Source organism: Agriterribacter sp., assembly GCF_035444585.1.
GTDB lineage: Bacteria > Bacteroidota > Bacteroidia > Chitinophagales > Chitinophagaceae > Agriterribacter.
On the sequence record NZ_DAOMOZ010000105.1, the window covers coordinates 1 to 15,829 of the forward strand.

Genomic DNA, 15,829 nt, shown 5'->3' on the forward strand with positions numbered 1-15,829 from the left:
CGGTAAGCCGCTCAGGGAATGCATTATTGAATATGGCGCCGCTGGTTTCAGCAGGCAGCAATACAGATGGAAGGGTAACCTGTTATTTAATGAGCGGGCGGTAATTGGATTACCGGGTAAAGTGCAGGGTAATACAGGTAAAAATACTTTCAGGGTATCCCTGGCTGCACCCAATGGTAAGAAAGATGCCAACAGCAGCGACAATACCATGCATACGGTATTTACAAAAGCGCCTGTGCATGGCAGTGAGCTGGTATTTCATTTGCGCACCAACAAACAGCCGGAACAAAACGGGTATATCATAAAAAACAGTAAAGGCAAAATAATGTTTGAAAGGGCTTTGGGTTCCTTAAAGGCAGAAACCGACTACAGGGATACATTTCAGTTGCCACCGGGATGCTACGAACTGGTATTAACAGATACAGCAGATAACGGGCTGGAGTTCTGGTTCAACAATCGTGGCGGGAGAGGCTTTGCACGCCTGCTGGATAGTAAAGGGCAATTGCTGAGGCATTTTGATTCGGATTTTGGAAGCAATATCTATTACAGCTTTGAGGTGTCGGCCGATATCTCAGCATGGACTTTACCGGATCCTGTGCCTGCTGTAGGAGTGTTTCCCACGCGCACAAGAGGCAAAACCACGATGGATTATTTTGGCAACAGTCCGCAGAAGGTGACCGTGCAACTGGTTACCGATCCCGGCAATGAAGTGATAGAAGAACATATATATGAAGCATTAAAAGAAGGAGTATTTACTTACGATTTATCCTACCGGCCGGCACAACGCTATTATTTAAAAGTATATGTGGGCGGTAAGCTTGTTTTTAATAAGCGGGTAAGGGTAGGGGGGTAAGAGAGTAAGAAGATAAGAAAGTAAGAAAGTAAGAAAGTAAGAAAGTAAGAGGGAAGAAAGAAGAGGAGAAACCGGAACCGTAGAAATTTTTCAGGAAGAATTCCGCTCGTTTTGGGAATTGAGTATCATTTCCATTACCTTTGCCACCCTTTTGGCCGCCGGTATTAATAGCAGCGGCAAAAGGAAAATGATTCGGGAGCCAGTTCAGCCCGGTCGTAGAAAATCATTCCGCGGAGCGGGATAGATTTTCAAGATCCCGCCAAATGGCGGGATAGAATAGAGAACAGTTCGGGAGGTAGTTCAGCCCGGTAGAATACGTGGTTTGGGACCACGGGGTCGCAGGTTCGAATCCTGTCCTCCCGACAGAAAAGACCATACAATCCGCATTCACATTGTGTTTGCGGATTTTTGTTTGCATTATTTAGCAAATGGTGTAGCAAAAAAATGTCTTTGCGCTTTGGACCTTAAGCGTTTTCACCTCTTCTAAAAGCCCGGTGCAAAAGCACCAACCTTAATTTTTGTAAACCTAATTGACGTCCCAAGGCATAGAAATGCCGTGAACGCCGTTGATACAACTAAAGTATGCTGTCTCTTTTGTTATCAGGAGGATAGAATATTCCTTCGCCTGCAGGCTTTTTAAAATAGTGATTGATTGAGCATCACCTAAGGAGAGCAACTCTTTTACTCTTAATACAAGAGCGTATACTTTTCGTGGGACATTACCTTTTTTTCTATAGGTATTTAAAAATGATCTAAACCATGATTCGGTAGCCCCAGACCGCGCACGCTGTCAGGCATTCCTTCAAGTTTTGGTTTTGGATCACAACTGTTAGTCAACTGACGTAATATTCGTATACCTTTATTACCTTCTGTATCCCAATTCTGCACCACCGCTTACCGGCAACGTACAACCGGTAATAAAACGGGCTTTGTCAGACAACAGAAATACACAGGCATCAGCAATTACATCTCCATCGGGGCAGTAACCGAGTGGATGAAGTTTACTAATATATGCTTCCGCACTTTCTTTATTATCTTGCTCTTTGACCCATGATTGTACTGCCGGTGTTCTTACCCATGCGGGGCAGACTGCGTTTACCCTTATCCGGTATTTTGCATAGTCAAGGGCCATGGATTTGGTAAGCGCACTAATGCCTCCTTTGGTTGCGGTATACGCTGCATGCATCTCCTGGCCTATATGCCCCACGAGGCTGCTTGTATTTAGAATACATCCTTCTGTTTTCCTGAGCGATTCAAGTCCATATTTTGTGGTGAGGTAAATACTTTTCAGGTTGACATCCATAAGCCTGTGCCATTCATCAGTAGTGGTTTCATGCAGCATTGCTGATGGAGTGACTATTCCTGCATTGTTGTGTATTCCGTCAATCCTTCCAAAGCAGGAAATGGTGCTTGATATGGCCTGTTTTACCTGCACCTCCGATGATACATCGCAATGCAAACCGATATGATGGCTATTTCCAAGCTCCTGAACAATTGATTCCAGCTCAGGCTGGCAGTTGCTGACAATAGCCACATGAGCGCCTTCTTTGGCATACATCCTTGCACATTCCAGTCCTATACCACTTGAACCACCTGTTAGAAATAAAACTCTATCTTTAAGCAGCATTTTGTTTTTTTATGAGCAAAGTACTCTTAATGATGCTCCGAAAACAATGGAGTATCAATGTACTTTGATGGATAATTCTATTATTTATGTCTGCCGAAAAAAGGTACAAGGGGTTATCAATCAGAAAAAGGGATGGCTTCACGGGGGAAAAACAGATCATCCTGCCGGATAAGCTGTTGCGCGAGCGCATTCAGAATGATCCCCTTCTCAATAATCTTTATATTACGCTGATAGGATATTTTCCGAAAGCGTCTTTTCATTACAGGGAACGCAGGTGGGGCTGTAAAGACAATATTCTTTTTTATTGTATTGATGGAAAGGGATGGTATGAGAACAAGGCAGGCTATTGCGAGATCAAAGCCAATGAATTTGTCATACTGCCCGCTACAGACAAATACCTGCGTTACGGGGCTCATGCCGATGATCCCTGGTCGTTGTACTGGGTACACTTTTGCGGTGATCAGATCCCTCATTTCAACCGTACTTATGACATGAGGCAGTTTTTGACACCTACTATTCTGCGCCCCGATGAAAGAAGAATACGACTGTGGGAAGAAATGTATGACACGCTTGAAATGGGGTACAGCCTTGACAACCTTAGTTATGCGAATTTTTGCCTTTACCACTTTGTGGCTTCATTCATTTTTCGCAACCACAACTTTTCCAGCTTTCGGAAAAAGGATGATAATATCATTACGCAGGCAATACTATATATGCGTGAAAATATCGGGCAGCGATTGTGGATAGATGATATCTCGGAAAAGTTCTCTTATTCGGCGTCGCATTTTTCAAGTCTGTTCAGGAAACAAACAGGCTTTGCTCCTCTGGAATACTTTATTCATTTAAAAATACAGAAGGCCTGTCAGTTGCTCGACCTCACCGAGATGAAGGTCAAAGACATAGCTGCTTTTGTAGGATATGAAGATCCTTATTTCTTTAACCGCATCTTTAATAAGATTATCGGCACCTCTCCTTCAGAATACCGGAAGAAAAATAAAGGGTAGCTCCGTCTTTAATATGATTGTCCATTTTTTTTGAACGATAGTCTATTTGTTCCTTATTTGAGATTAGGGAACTTTGAAAATAAAAAACATATGAATAATTCGGGTTCCCGGTTACTGATACTTGAGTCGATAAAGGCTGCCCTTGGCGAGGACCGCGAAAGAATGGTGGAGGCAAACCTTGAGATCAGCTCTTTTTTCCGGGCGGATCCCGGTTCTGATATTGAACTGTTTGAGAAGGCCTTTAAAGATCTGCAGGGCAATTTTCTCCGTTGCAGGGATTTTGATGCTGTGATGGATTACATCAGGGAATTTCAGCCGACATTGCTGCGGCATAGATGGTCTTGTACATTGCCCGGGTTTAGTCCGGTTGTAGGGGATGCCGGGGTAAGTCTGGCAGATGATGTGCTGTCTGCAGAAGTTGCAGTCACGGGATGTGAATGCCTGGTGGCCACAACAGGTTCTGTTGTGTTAAGTGCTGCTCAGCCTTCGGGCAGGGCCTTACCGGTGTATGTACCGGTACATATTGTAATAGCGGACAAAAGCCAGCTGCTGCATGACACAGGCAGCGCTATTGCTTTTCTGATCGGGAAATATGATGGCAGCCTGCCTTCTTCGTTACATTTTATTGCGGGCCCCAGCAGGACCGGAGATATAGAAAAAACATTAGTGACCGGTATACACGGACCGAAGGATGTGTTTGTGTTTGTCCTGGAGCATTCGGAGCCCGTAGCCGGTTAAATGACTCCCCCATCTGCATGCAGACAAAGTGTTTTGCTTTTGTTCTAAAATAGTTGAATAGTCTATCAGTGTATTGAGATAATCTATTGTGGGGTAGAAATTATCAGATGATCTTCGTGTAATCCATGTTTAAAACAACATCATGAAGAAGATAATTTACACCCTGATGCTTTTTTATATTTCCGGTGATCTCAAAGCGCAGACAGCGTCTGCAGATGCACAAAAAGCTTCAACCACTCCGAGATATTTTGGGTTTGAAGTAGATTATAGGGAATATTTATCAAATCATGACGTAGTATATCTCAGTCCTCCCAAAGAAGGTTATGAAGGTTTTCCTCTGGGAAATGGAGATGTAGGTGCAATGATCCATTGTACCTCAAACGGATTTACCATTCAGGTAAATAAAAACGATACATGGGACCAATCAGGGGCCGAAGAGATGCTTTTGCGCTCCTGTGGTCAAATTAATGTTGATTTTGGCGCCCCGGTATTTGAATGGCTGTATCAAAATAAATTCGAGGCCAGGCTATCCCTTTACGAAGCGAAGGCATTATTTAGCGGATCAACCTCTTTTGCTGATATCTCTGCTGAAGCTAACGTGCACGCCGGAAAAAATCTTTTCATTTTTCGGAATCGCTTTGTAGCAAAAGGTCCGCTGGCAGGAAGGGGAAGTAGCATTAGTGTTGCACTTGATCGCTGGGGTAGCCGTGCTTTCGGTGGGTGGTATAACAGCATTTCGCGTCCAGCAGGCACCGGAATAGGAAATGCCATTGCAGGAAAGCAAAATGATGATATATATATAAAGGAATCATTTGGCAATTTGGATTTTGTTATTGCAGTTCGTGTTCTTGGAGAAAATGCCAGGCGAACTGAGATCATCAACTCTCGTACGGCAAAACTTATGCTTGGGGGCATGGATGCTCAGGATTTCTGCATTTTGGTAAGCGTGGTAACGAGTAATGAATCTGATCAGCCGCTGCAACGGGCTATAGCTATCCTTAATGAGGCTGAAAGGGAAGGAATTGAACAATTGAACGTAACGCACAGGGAATGGTGGCGGAATTTCTGGCAGCGCTCATTTGTCCACATTGGTGATAACTATATTGAGAATCTTTACTACAATCATTTTTACCTGATGGCCAGTTCCTCCAGGGGCAAATATCCTGCCATATTCAACGGATCGCTTTGGACATGGAATCACGATGTAAGACAATGGATTTCCCCACACCATTGGAATATGCAGCAATCATACTGGCCGCTAGATGCGGCTAATCACGGTGATTTAATGAAGCCTTATTTAGCTACATACTGGAGATTGCTTCCCTATGCGGAAAAGCACGCAAAAAAAAGAGGTTATAACAATGCAATCCTGTGGAGTGAAAAGCATGATTTTTCGGGAAAAATGATAAGCTGGGATGCTTACAGTTTTGTAAACAATTTTACCCCTGCTTCCCAAATGGCGCAGCTTTTCTGGAATCATTATCAGTTCACCCGGAACGTTACTTTCTTAAAAGATACCGCATACCCTTTTATGAAAAAAGCTGCTTCGTTTTACTGCCAATACCTAAAATATGATACGCTGGGTAATCGGTATTATATTTACCCGTCCTCCGCCTACGAATCTGAGCAAGACAACGCTTTAACCAATGCTTCAACAGATCTTGCCACAATAAGAGCCTCTTTTCGCCACTGCATCGAAGCATCCGGGATTTTAAAAATTGATTTAAAGGAAAGAAAAAGATGGCAGGATATTTTAAACCGTCTCTCTCCCTATCCTTTGAGCAATGTTCGGGGTATGGGCGAAGTATTGGCAGTATCGGAAACCAAAGGAGACAGCACAAATAGTAAAGCATGGGATTATACGTTCTGCCGGTCTACATCACCCGTATTCCCGTCGGGGGATATCGGCCTGTCACAAAAAGGATCGCGTTATTTTAATGCAGCAGTTAACAGGGCAAAGCTTCACCCGGAAAACACGCTTGCAATAAGTCCTATTGCCGTAGTGAGCGCCAGGTTGGGCCTTGCCGAAGATGCCTGGAATCACTTGCTGATGTCAGTAAGGCAACTGCAGCATTTTCCCCAGGGGTTATTTTTCAATCTGGATCATTGGTCGTACCTCTCAAGATATGCAGGTAAGTTTGATGGTAGTTTTCTGCAAACCCAAAGAGATTATATTGTAGATCGAAGTGTGCAGTACAAAGATATTCATGCCTTCCAAAAAGGTAAATCTGCAGAAAAAGTGAGCACCCCCGCACTTCCCTTTATTCAAAGCGGAATGGAACCTTCGGCTATATTGGCAACAACCGTCAATGAGATGTTGCTACAGAGCCATGAAGGCATTATACGAACCTTTCCTGCCACCCCTTTTTCATGGGCGGCTGCATTTACGCTATCTGCTCAGGGAGGCTTTATCGTTTCTTCGGAAAAAAGAAAGGAAGACAGCGTGGCCGCTTATATCTCGCTTAAAAGTATAGCAGGGCAATATTGCAGCGTACAAAATCCATGGAATGGATTGCCAAAACTTTGGAGGGAAAAAAAGGGAGTGTTAACGCCACTCCGCTTTAAAGTAAATGATAATCAGATCATATCGTTTCAAACCGAAAAAGGAGCTACTTACCTTATTCAACCCGATGGCGATCATTATCCTATCCCTTTGATAAAAATATATACGGCTGAGAAGAATGATGCACCCAAGAGATTCCACGAAGCAGTGATTGGCAAACCGAGAGATTTTTAAATTCAAAACTGACTATATGATCTTTATCCGACTATTGCTCCTGAATTCTTTTGTTATGCTTGCTGTCGGGGTACAGGCGGAACTGCCCCTGATTATTCATGAAAAAACGGAATATGTAATTGTCATTCCTGCTGAATCCGGCAGGTATGAATTACTAGCAGCAAAGGAATTACAAAAATACCTGTTAAAATCGTCAGGTGTAAAACTCCCTATCAAACCAGACAGCGTTGCCTTCACTGCAAAAGAGATCATCATTGGTAGCAACAACCGGCATCTGAAGGATATAAAATACGATGTCGGAATATTTAAGGGTAGCGATGGCTTTATAATTGAAACGAAAAGGAACTGTCTGGTCCTCGCGGGAGCTTCAGATATTGCGAATTTTTATGCCGTTTCTTCTTTCCTTGAGTCATTTATTGGCTGCCGTTGGTATACGTCCTCAACCGAAGTTGTTCCAAGGCATCATTCAATCGTATTGCCGGATATTCGCCTGCGGGATGAGCCAGTATTGAAGATGCGGGAAATTTTTTATCGTGACTATTTCATAACATCGGCTGTAGATTCGCTATTTGCGCGACGGTTGAAACTGAACGGTTCACACAATCTTCCGCAGACCGATAGAAAATGGGGTCCTGCATGGAGCCATTCCTTTTATTTTTATATGCCCCCGGAAAAGTACTTCAATTCCCACCCTGAATTCTATTCATTGGTCAACGGAAAAAGGGTTCACAAGGTGAATTATGGCTCGGTAGAACTTGACGCACAATTGTGCCTGATGAATCAAAATATGTTTGAGGAATTTGTAAAAAACCTGAACAGGAAAATGAGTTCGTTTCCAAATGCCCAAAACTGGAACTTGGGTCAGATGGATGGTCACCTGGGTGCCTGCCAGTGCAAATCATGCACAGAGATCAACGGAAGGGAAGGTTCTCCTATGGGATCTGTATTATATTTTGTCAATAAAGTGGCAGAAAGATTTCCAGATAAGACAATCGCCACATTAGCATACACCTATACGCGCAAACCGCCTTTGACCATTCAACCTGCAAAGAACGTTTCTATCATACTGTGTAATATAGAATCTCCAAGAACAAATGCAATTAAATTGGTTGAAGACGCTCCTGAACATGCATCATTCAGAGAGGATTTAGAGGGATGGGAAAAATTAACTGATAATATTATCATCTGGGATTATGTAATACAGTTTGAAAGACTGGTAAGTCCGTACCCCAATTTGAGTGTATTTCAAAAGAATTTCCAATATTATCTTAAGCACAATGTCACAGGGATTTTTTGGCAGGGGAATAGAGAAGTAGGTGGAGAATTTGCCGGACTGCGTGCTTATCTTCTTTCCAAACTCTCCTGGAATCCCGACTACGACATGGATTCTGTTATGAATGACTTTCTTCAGGGGTATTATGGAGCGGCTGCCCCTCACATAAGACAGTACATTGATGCCAGCACAAAAGCGTTAGAACAGTCGGATATAAGACTATCCATGGACGAAACGCCGCAGAAGCATAAAAATGGCTATTTGTCTGAGCAGAACTGCAAACAATATCACCGGTTTTTTGAAAATGCGGAGGCAGCAGTTGCCGGGAATGTCCATTTGCTAAAGCGGGTTCAGGAAGCAAAGCTGCCGTTGTTATTTGTTGAACTGGAATTGGGATATGGCTCAATTGAAAGGCAAAAAAAGAATGCCGCCCACTTCTTTAAAATAGCAGCATCACAGGGACTCAGAAAGCTAAATGAAGTAAGAATGAATGTAAGCGATTTCAGAGCCCGGCTTTTAGAACGATGGAATGAAAAAAAAATGCTAAATAATCCGGATGGTTAACACATGCATTCAACCCTATTGTTAGATATGGACAATATTGAATGATTTTGTTGTGATTCCTATTCAAAGAGCAGCCCGAAATTTTCCAATAATAGAATAATCTATCAAAATACCTGAATATTCTATTGAATGATACGAACACAAATTTGATCTTTATACTGTTATCTGATCTGATATCAAACTAAAAAAAATAAACCGTAATAACGTGGCTTAGTTAAGGAGTTGCCTCATTAAATATTTCTTTCGGGGAAATTGTTACCGATTGCCCCTTGTTTTACAGTTGCCATTAATTCATTGGAAAAATAGCATTTTGAATGTAAGTTCAGAAGGAGGATCTTCTGGTCTTGATGGCAGTTTTTTGTTTATCAAAAGCTCGCTAATTCGGGTTTTAACGTCTAAAAATTTGTAATTAAACTACCTGTATTATGAAACGGATTGCCAATGGTTATTTTATTTTTCTAAAGTTGTGCTTTACAGCTTTTGTGATGTTCTTCTTTAACCTGAACAGCAAAGCACAGGTCCCGCAAGATGATTCCATGCAAACCATCAGGGGACGGATATTCAATACCAAAGAACCGATACAACCCATTGAGGGAGCTACTGTCAGGGTCAAATCAACAGGCGTAGGTATTTCTACAGCTCCTGATGGAAGTTTTACCATTGCGGCCAGACAAAGTGATATCCTGATCATAACCTCCGTGGGATATACTTCAATAGAGTACCCGGTAGCCAATGCAAAATCAAGTTCCAACTACGCTGTTATATCTCTGGAGGATGAAGTGGTTTACCTTGAAAATACTATAGTCACAGGCTACGCTACACAGAAAGTGAAAAATATGGCCAGTTCTATAGGCATCGTTAATATGGACAATGTAAGGAACAAGCCTATTACTCAGTTATCACAAGCTTTACAAGGCGGCGTTACCGGAATTGAAGTAACGCAGGCTTCAGGGCTTCCCGGCGGTGACGCCGCAACGCTTAAAATAAGGGGGGTTGCTACGCTGGGTAGTTCGACGCCTTTGGTTTTGTTAGATGGTGTTCCTTTTGATATCAATAAGATCAATCCTGCTACGGTAGAATCCATTACGGTCCTGAAAGATGCAGCGGCGGCATCTTTATATGGAGCGCGTGCAGCGAATGGCGTAATTATTATAACCACCAAAAGGGGGCGTGCCGGTAAACTGGATGTACAATATAACGGCTATTATGGAACTCAAATCGCCACGAAATTCCCCGATTTTGTAGATGCGCCTACGTATATGCGCATGGTCAATGACGCCAACCGGAATGCAAGCGGAGGTGGTGCCGCCGATATTTATACCGAGGAAGCCATTGATATAACCGAAGCCGGTACTGATCCGGTTAATTATCCGAATACCAATTGGACGGACCTCGTTATGCGAAAATCGGCACCAATACAGAGTCATTCCTTAACAGTGTCCGGCGGCAATGCAGCGGCGAGGTTTGTATTGAATGCGGACTACCTGTTCCAGGAAGGCATTGTACCTAAAAGCAATTTCGGCAGAGGTACGTTAAGGGCAAATACATCAATAGACCTCACCAGAACCATATCCGTATTTATGGATATGTATGCGGCAAGAGACGATCAGAAACAACCTTACGGGAGTAATTTTGGTTATGAGGATGGTGCCAAGGGAATTGTAAATGCGTTGTATTATGCTCCACCGAATATGGTGTCGCAGTATCCATCGAAGCCCGATGATCCCAATCTGTACTTTGGCTATTTCAACCAGGGATTAAATCCCTATGCAATGGTGCAGGTTGGAGGCAGAAGGCAGAACATCTCGGATGAAATATTGTTTAACCTCCGTCCCAAATGGGAAATAATCGCCGGATTGAATGTAAAAGGACAATTTGGCTACAGGGTTACATCAGGAGTGAATAAAGTAGATCAGGAAATATTTAATTTCTTTGACTATAGCACAGGCTTGCTAAGAAATACCGATTATGTATTTGCCCTGCAAAAGTCCTCCAGCACCAATCGTTCCAGCTATTATTTTCTTGGTTCAAATTTTGACTACAACAAATCTTTTGACAGGCATAATATTAATGTATTGGGCGGCTATTCCCAGGAGCTTACCAATTCATCAGCGTTTACTGAAGTTGCCCTTCGGTCTCTTTTTGCCAAGGTTTATTATAGCTACGACAGTCGTTATCTTGTAGAGGCCGGGGCCCGCAGAGATGGATCTTCTCTTTTTGGAAAAGGCTTGAAGTGGGGAAATTTCCCATCCATCGCTTTAGGCTGGAACGTACACAATGAAAGCTTTATGCAAAATGCAAAATTTATTGATCAGTTAAAGCTGCGTGCTTCCTACGGATTGTTGGGTAACAATAATATAAGTCCATACACATATCAAACTACAATCAACGGATCCAATGGCGCAGAATCGACTATCGGAAATCCTGATATAACATGGGAGAAAGTCAATATCCTGAACCTGGGTATAGACCTGAGTATTGTAAAAAAGAAGCTTGATATAACATTCGATTATTATGACAAGCTTACAAATGATCTGATATTAACCGTCAGTCTCCCTTATAGTTCCGGTCTGGCAAGCAGCCCCCTGAATTATGGCAAAATGCGTAACAGGGGATTTGAAACCAAAGTAAGCTACAACGAAACTCTGTCAACCAACGTCTCATTTAGTTTAAATGTTGGGTATAGTTATAATGGCAACACCATTGAACGATTGTATGTGGACTCTCTGCCCAACGGCAATATGTGGTATATAGAAGGGCAGCCTTTTGCTGTGTACTATGGACTAAAATCTGACGGCTTATTACAGGAGAAGGACATTGCAGATGGTGTTCCTATGAGCGGAACGCAATATGCGGGAGATATTAAGTATATGGATTTAAACAGAGACGGTCTAATCAATGATGCTGACAGGACGGTGCTTGGAAATACCGGAGCACGATCTACCTACTTTGCCAACTTTACGTTGAGAGCTTACAACTTCGAGTTTGAAACCATGTTTTCAGGTAGAGGATATGTGCCGTATTTCTATAGCGGTGTGGTGGCAAATCCGCTAATCAACACAAGCTTGGGCATAAATACTCCTGTTAAAGAACAGGTAGACTATTGGTCTCCTCAGAATACAGGTGCAGCTTATCCCAGGATATTAACTTCACCCGGAGCCAACAGTTTTTTCTCGGATTATTGGAAAACCAATGGAGCGTTTATGCGTGTGCGGTATATGCAGGTTGCTTACAACTTCCCGGCACGCATCACCGGTAAAATGAAAATCGGAGACCTGAGAGCCTATTTGAATGCACAAAATCCATTTACATTAACCAAGGTTAAGATCGTAGATCCTGAAAGTGGTGGTAATCAATTCACTTATCCCATTATGCGGATCATCACTTTTGGCATAAACGTCACATTCTAATCTGCTTATTTTAATACCTACAATTATGAAGTCAATTTATATATTTTGCTTAATTGCATTTAGCCTGGCTTTCTTACAGTCCTGCAGTAAAGATTTTCTTACCCGCGATAATCCAACTGCTACTACCGATGACAAATGGTGGAAAAATGAAACCAATGTAAGAAATGCATTGAATCTTTGCTACGGTGGGCTGCCGGGAGGCTGGCAGCCGGATGGCAGCCTGGGAACTGCTTCCTGGACAAAATGGAGAATGCTCTACAACGTGCTCTCCGAGGAAACAGTGACCGGTTGGACCTGGTACCAAAACTTTACATTGGGACTGGCTACTCCTACCGAGTGGATGCCGGACGAATTTTACCAAATCAATTATCTATACATAAGGCATTGCAGCCGTTTTCTTGAAAACTATGAGAACGCGTTTGTACAGGATCCAGAGCGAAAAAAACAGTATGTTGCAGAAGCACGGAATCTAAGAGCTTTTTATCATTATGAAGCATTCCTGCTGTATGGCGAAATTCCTGTTGTAGATAAATCTATCACGCCCAATGAATCTTCGCTGGCGCGTAGCAGTAAAGAAAACCTGGTGAACTTTGTAACAAGTGAACTTGATGCTGCTGCTCCGGACCTTCCGGTAAGTTATCCTGATCCGAATGAAGAATTCAGGATATCCCGGGCTGCCGCCTATGCTATTCAGAGTGATATGTACCTGAACGCAGGCGAGTATCAGAAAGCCGCGCAGGCAGCAAGGAAGGTGATTGATCTGAATGCACACGAGCTACATCCTGACTATAGAGAACTCTTCACTCCTGCAGGAATGCGAAATAAAGAAAGAATTTTATTCAGAAGAAGAGCAGTATACGGAGCTTTTGCAAGGCAAATGCCATTGTTTTATGGTTGTTTACCCAATACCGCTCCCACGTTGAATTTAATAAATGTATATGAAACACTCCAGGGGAAAACAATCTGGGAATTGGGGGAAGATAGTGTGGATATTTATCAAAGACATCCCAAATTTCACAACAACAGAGATTCCCGTTTGGATGCTACAATTGTTGTACCAGGAGATGTATTGTACCTTGGTTATGTTCCCGATCCCTATGCGCCAGACAGTCCCGAATCTTTTGACAAAGCAAATGCAAGTCCCACAGGTTTTTGGGCGAAGAAATATACCCACGAATCACAGGCGGGCAACATATGGGATAACTGGTCAGACTATATGATCATCCGATATGCACAGGTACTGCTTAATTATGTAGAGGGATTGGTAGAGTCAGGAGACTGGCAGAATCCTGATGTAGTGAAGTACCTCAATGAAATACGCCGGCGCGCAAAAATGCCGGATGTGGATATTACCGTGTACAATACGGAAGAAAAGCTGCGGGAGTTGTACAGAAGAGAACGACAGGTTGAGTTTGCTACCGAAGGACTGAGGATATTTGATATCCGGAGATGGAAAATTGGCGAGACGGTATTAAATGGCCCAACTTACGGAGCGGTAGATCCCGCTACCGGAAATCCGCGACTGGTATTGACCAAGAAGTTTACCTCGCCCCGGGATTACCGCTGGCCGATTCCTCAAACCGAAATGAACCGAAACAGCAATATAGAGCAAAACCCGGGTTGGTAGCATTATGCAACGCATCATTTTGTACAATATTTCTGGTTTGGTATGCATCGTATTGATATTTACCTACATTTCTGTCGCCTGTGATAAAAATGCATCAAAAAAAATATCAGCAGTCAGGGCGCCATTTAGCGAGCGTATTGGGTCTGTGGGGAGTCCGGATGAATGTACAGACGATACGAGTTCCTTTCGTTTCATCATTTTCCCCGACACCCAGGTATATGCAAAGGATTCTCCTGCATGGAGGCGATCCGGAAGTATGGATGTCTTTATGTCTATGACCCGATGGGTGAAACAGCGCCAAACTGCAGATAATATTAAGGTTGTATTACACATGGGTGATATTGTGAATGATAATGACCGGCTGTATCAATGGGAAAATGCCAGCAGTGCACTGGGTATACTGGATGATGCGGTTCCCTACCTGCTTGCTGTAGGCAATCATGATATGGTACCCGGAAACCCTGCCTGGATCCCCGATAGTTCAAGAAATATAAAAAACTTCAACAGCTTTTTCCCGGTCAGCAGGTTTGAAAGGAAAGATTGGTATGGCGGAAGTATGACCTGCTCAAACAAAACGTCAGACAATTATTACAACAACAGCTATCATTTTATTGATGCCGGCAATTTGGAATTTATTATTATTAGCTTGGAGGTAGCACCAACAGACGCAATGCTTCATTGGGCAGACAGTATTTTATCAAAGCATTGCTCAAAAAGGGCTGTAATCATTACCCATAGTTATATGCTTGCCGATGACAGAAGAGATTATCCCGGAGGCTTTGGTTATCTGCCCCCAAATGGCAATACCGGAGAGGAAATATGGAACAAACTGGTAAAAAAGCATACAAATATTTTTCTGGTGCTAAGCGGTCATGTAACCAATAACAATACGCACAGAGGTCTGTTAACAAGCAAAGGTATATATGGCAATACCATCTACCAGCTATTAAGTGGTGAAGGACATGATGGCTGGTTAAGGATACTTCAATTTGTTCCTTCAAAAAATAAAATAAAAGTACAAAGTTATTCCCCCTGGCGTCCAAAAAGTACCGATGAACAATACCTGCAGTATCCTTTTTTGCTGCCTGGCTTTAATACAGATTCACTTCATCAATATGAACTGGATTATGTAATGACAGATCACTAATATTGAATATTTATGAAGACTACATTAATATTATTTTCCATCTTCTTCGGACTTAATTTTTTATCTGCACAGCCAGTCTGGCAAAACCCAATTGTCAAGCAGGGCCGCATAGGTTCCCCGCTGGTAGAATCATCTCCTTTTGTTTTTAATGACCGGCTATACCTCATGGAGAGCAACCAGCGTTTCTGGGATGTAAGAGGAGCCAAACCCGGGGATTATTTTCATGAAGATGAAATCAGGATACGGGATGTACAAACCGGTAAAATTGTTTCTGTTGCGTTGAAAAATCATGGATTTGGAACAGTGCTGGTTTACAATGATACCCTGTACATTTTTGCAGGTGACTATGGAAAAGGCAAACCCTGGCGGCAGATGACGGAGATAACGATGATCAGTTCCCCGGATCTTAAAAACTGGAGTAACCCTGTAACCGTTTTAAAAGCCAATCCGAACGAGTATTTTTTCAATACTGCTGTCTGCAGGGGAAAAGACAAATTCATTTTGTTATATGAAACCAATGATCCTGCATGGAAGCCCTTTACATTCCGCTATGTGGCATCAGATGACCTGGTACATTGGAAAGAAATTTCGGGAGCCGTGTATGGAAAGGATAAATATGTGGGGGGACCCGCGCTGTATTATGCAAACGGATGGTATTACACCCTGTACCTTCAACATATTAAGGCAGGCTATGAAACCCGGATCACCCGTTCTAAAGATCTGGTGAACTGGGAGGATGCACCACCCAGCAGACCATTTGTTACGTTTGACCCTTCTATCCGCAATATTCCCCTCATTGATCCCGGCATCCCTGAAACTAATGCGTCAGATGTAGAGCTGTGCTACTTT

10 protein-coding genes and 1 tRNA gene are annotated in these 15,829 nt (G+C 42.8%); 10 read left to right on the forward strand and 1 reads right to left on the reverse strand.

Annotation, left to right across the window (positions count from 1 at the left end):
* Both PLH26_RS12280 and PLH26_RS12285 read left to right on the forward strand, forming a co-directional pair.
* The coding region (locus tag PLH26_RS12280) for a hypothetical protein (protein WP_324586316.1) at positions 1–853 on the forward strand (853 nt) is incomplete at its 5' end.
* Between the two features lie 289 nt (positions 854–1,142).
* A tRNA-Pro gene (locus PLH26_RS12285) sits at positions 1,143–1,216 on the forward strand.
* Positions 1,217–1,715: 499 nt separating this feature from the next.
* Here PLH26_RS12285 and PLH26_RS12290 read toward each other — a convergent pair.
* Positions 1,716–2,480, reverse strand: a complete 765-nt coding sequence (locus tag PLH26_RS12290; protein WP_324586317.1) for an SDR family NAD(P)-dependent oxidoreductase — start codon at positions 2,478–2,480, stop codon at positions 1,716–1,718.
* A gap of 86 nt (positions 2,481–2,566) precedes the next feature.
* On the opposite strand from PLH26_RS12290, the gene PLH26_RS12295 reads away from it, so the two are divergent.
* From PLH26_RS12295 to PLH26_RS12330, 8 genes are all read left to right on the forward strand, one after another.
* A complete protein-coding gene (locus tag PLH26_RS12295; RefSeq protein ID WP_324586318.1) occupies positions 2,567–3,484 on the forward strand; it encodes an AraC family transcriptional regulator in 918 nt (305 codons plus the stop codon).
* 90 nt (positions 3,485–3,574) lie between these two features.
* Positions 3,575–4,222, forward strand: coding sequence for a LutC/YkgG family protein (locus tag PLH26_RS12300; protein WP_324586319.1), 648 nt, complete (start codon positions 3,575–3,577; stop codon positions 4,220–4,222).
* 142 nt (positions 4,223–4,364) lie between these two features.
* Positions 4,365–6,959 (forward strand): glycosyl hydrolase family 95 catalytic domain-containing protein, encoded by a 2,595-nt coding sequence (locus tag PLH26_RS12305; protein WP_324586320.1) that lies wholly within the window; start codon positions 4,365–4,367, stop codon positions 6,957–6,959.
* A gap of 16 nt (positions 6,960–6,975) precedes the next feature.
* On the forward strand, positions 6,976–8,796 hold the full coding sequence (locus PLH26_RS12310) for a glycoside hydrolase family 20 protein (RefSeq protein WP_324586321.1): 1,821 nt from the start codon (positions 6,976–6,978) through the stop codon (positions 8,794–8,796).
* Positions 8,797–9,221: 425 nt separating this feature from the next.
* Positions 9,222–12,206 carry a SusC/RagA family TonB-linked outer membrane protein gene (locus PLH26_RS12315; protein WP_324586322.1) on the forward strand — a complete coding sequence of 995 codons (2,985 nt, stop codon included), beginning with the start codon at positions 9,222–9,224 and terminating at the stop codon, positions 12,204–12,206.
* A gap of 25 nt (positions 12,207–12,231) precedes the next feature.
* Complete coding sequence (locus PLH26_RS12320) at positions 12,232–13,833, forward strand: RagB/SusD family nutrient uptake outer membrane protein (protein ID WP_324586323.1); 1,602 nt, start codon at positions 12,232–12,234, stop codon at positions 13,831–13,833.
* A gap of 4 nt (positions 13,834–13,837) precedes the next feature.
* A complete protein-coding gene (locus tag PLH26_RS12325; protein ID WP_324586324.1) occupies positions 13,838–14,980 on the forward strand; it encodes a metallophosphoesterase in 1,143 nt (380 codons plus the stop codon).
* A 12-nt stretch (positions 14,981–14,992) separates the two neighbouring features.
* Positions 14,993–15,829, forward strand: an 837-nt coding sequence (locus tag PLH26_RS12330) for a hypothetical protein (RefSeq protein ID WP_324586325.1), incomplete at its 3' end; no start/stop codon positions are given.

Excerpts from the sequence above, each read along its gene's own strand:
- PLH26_RS12290 (WP_324586317.1), bottom strand. The coding sequence starts at position 2,480 with ATGCTGCTTAAAGATAGAGTTTTATTTCTAACAGGTGGTTCAAGTGGT.
- PLH26_RS12295 (WP_324586318.1), top strand. The coding sequence starts at position 2,567 with ATGTCTGCCGAAAAAAGGTACAAGGGGTTATCAATCAGAAAAAGGGAT.
- PLH26_RS12300 (WP_324586319.1), top strand. The coding sequence starts at position 3,575 with ATGAATAATTCGGGTTCCCGGTTACTGATACTTGAGTCGATAAAGGCT.
- PLH26_RS12305 (WP_324586320.1), top strand. The coding sequence starts at position 4,365 with ATGAAGAAGATAATTTACACCCTGATGCTTTTTTATATTTCCGGTGAT.
- PLH26_RS12310 (WP_324586321.1), top strand. The coding sequence starts at position 6,976 with ATGATCTTTATCCGACTATTGCTCCTGAATTCTTTTGTTATGCTTGCT.
- PLH26_RS12315 (WP_324586322.1), top strand. The coding sequence starts at position 9,222 with ATGAAACGGATTGCCAATGGTTATTTTATTTTTCTAAAGTTGTGCTTT.
- PLH26_RS12320 (WP_324586323.1), top strand. The coding sequence starts at position 12,232 with ATGAAGTCAATTTATATATTTTGCTTAATTGCATTTAGCCTGGCTTTC.
- PLH26_RS12325 (WP_324586324.1), top strand. The coding sequence starts at position 13,838 with ATGCAACGCATCATTTTGTACAATATTTCTGGTTTGGTATGCATCGTA.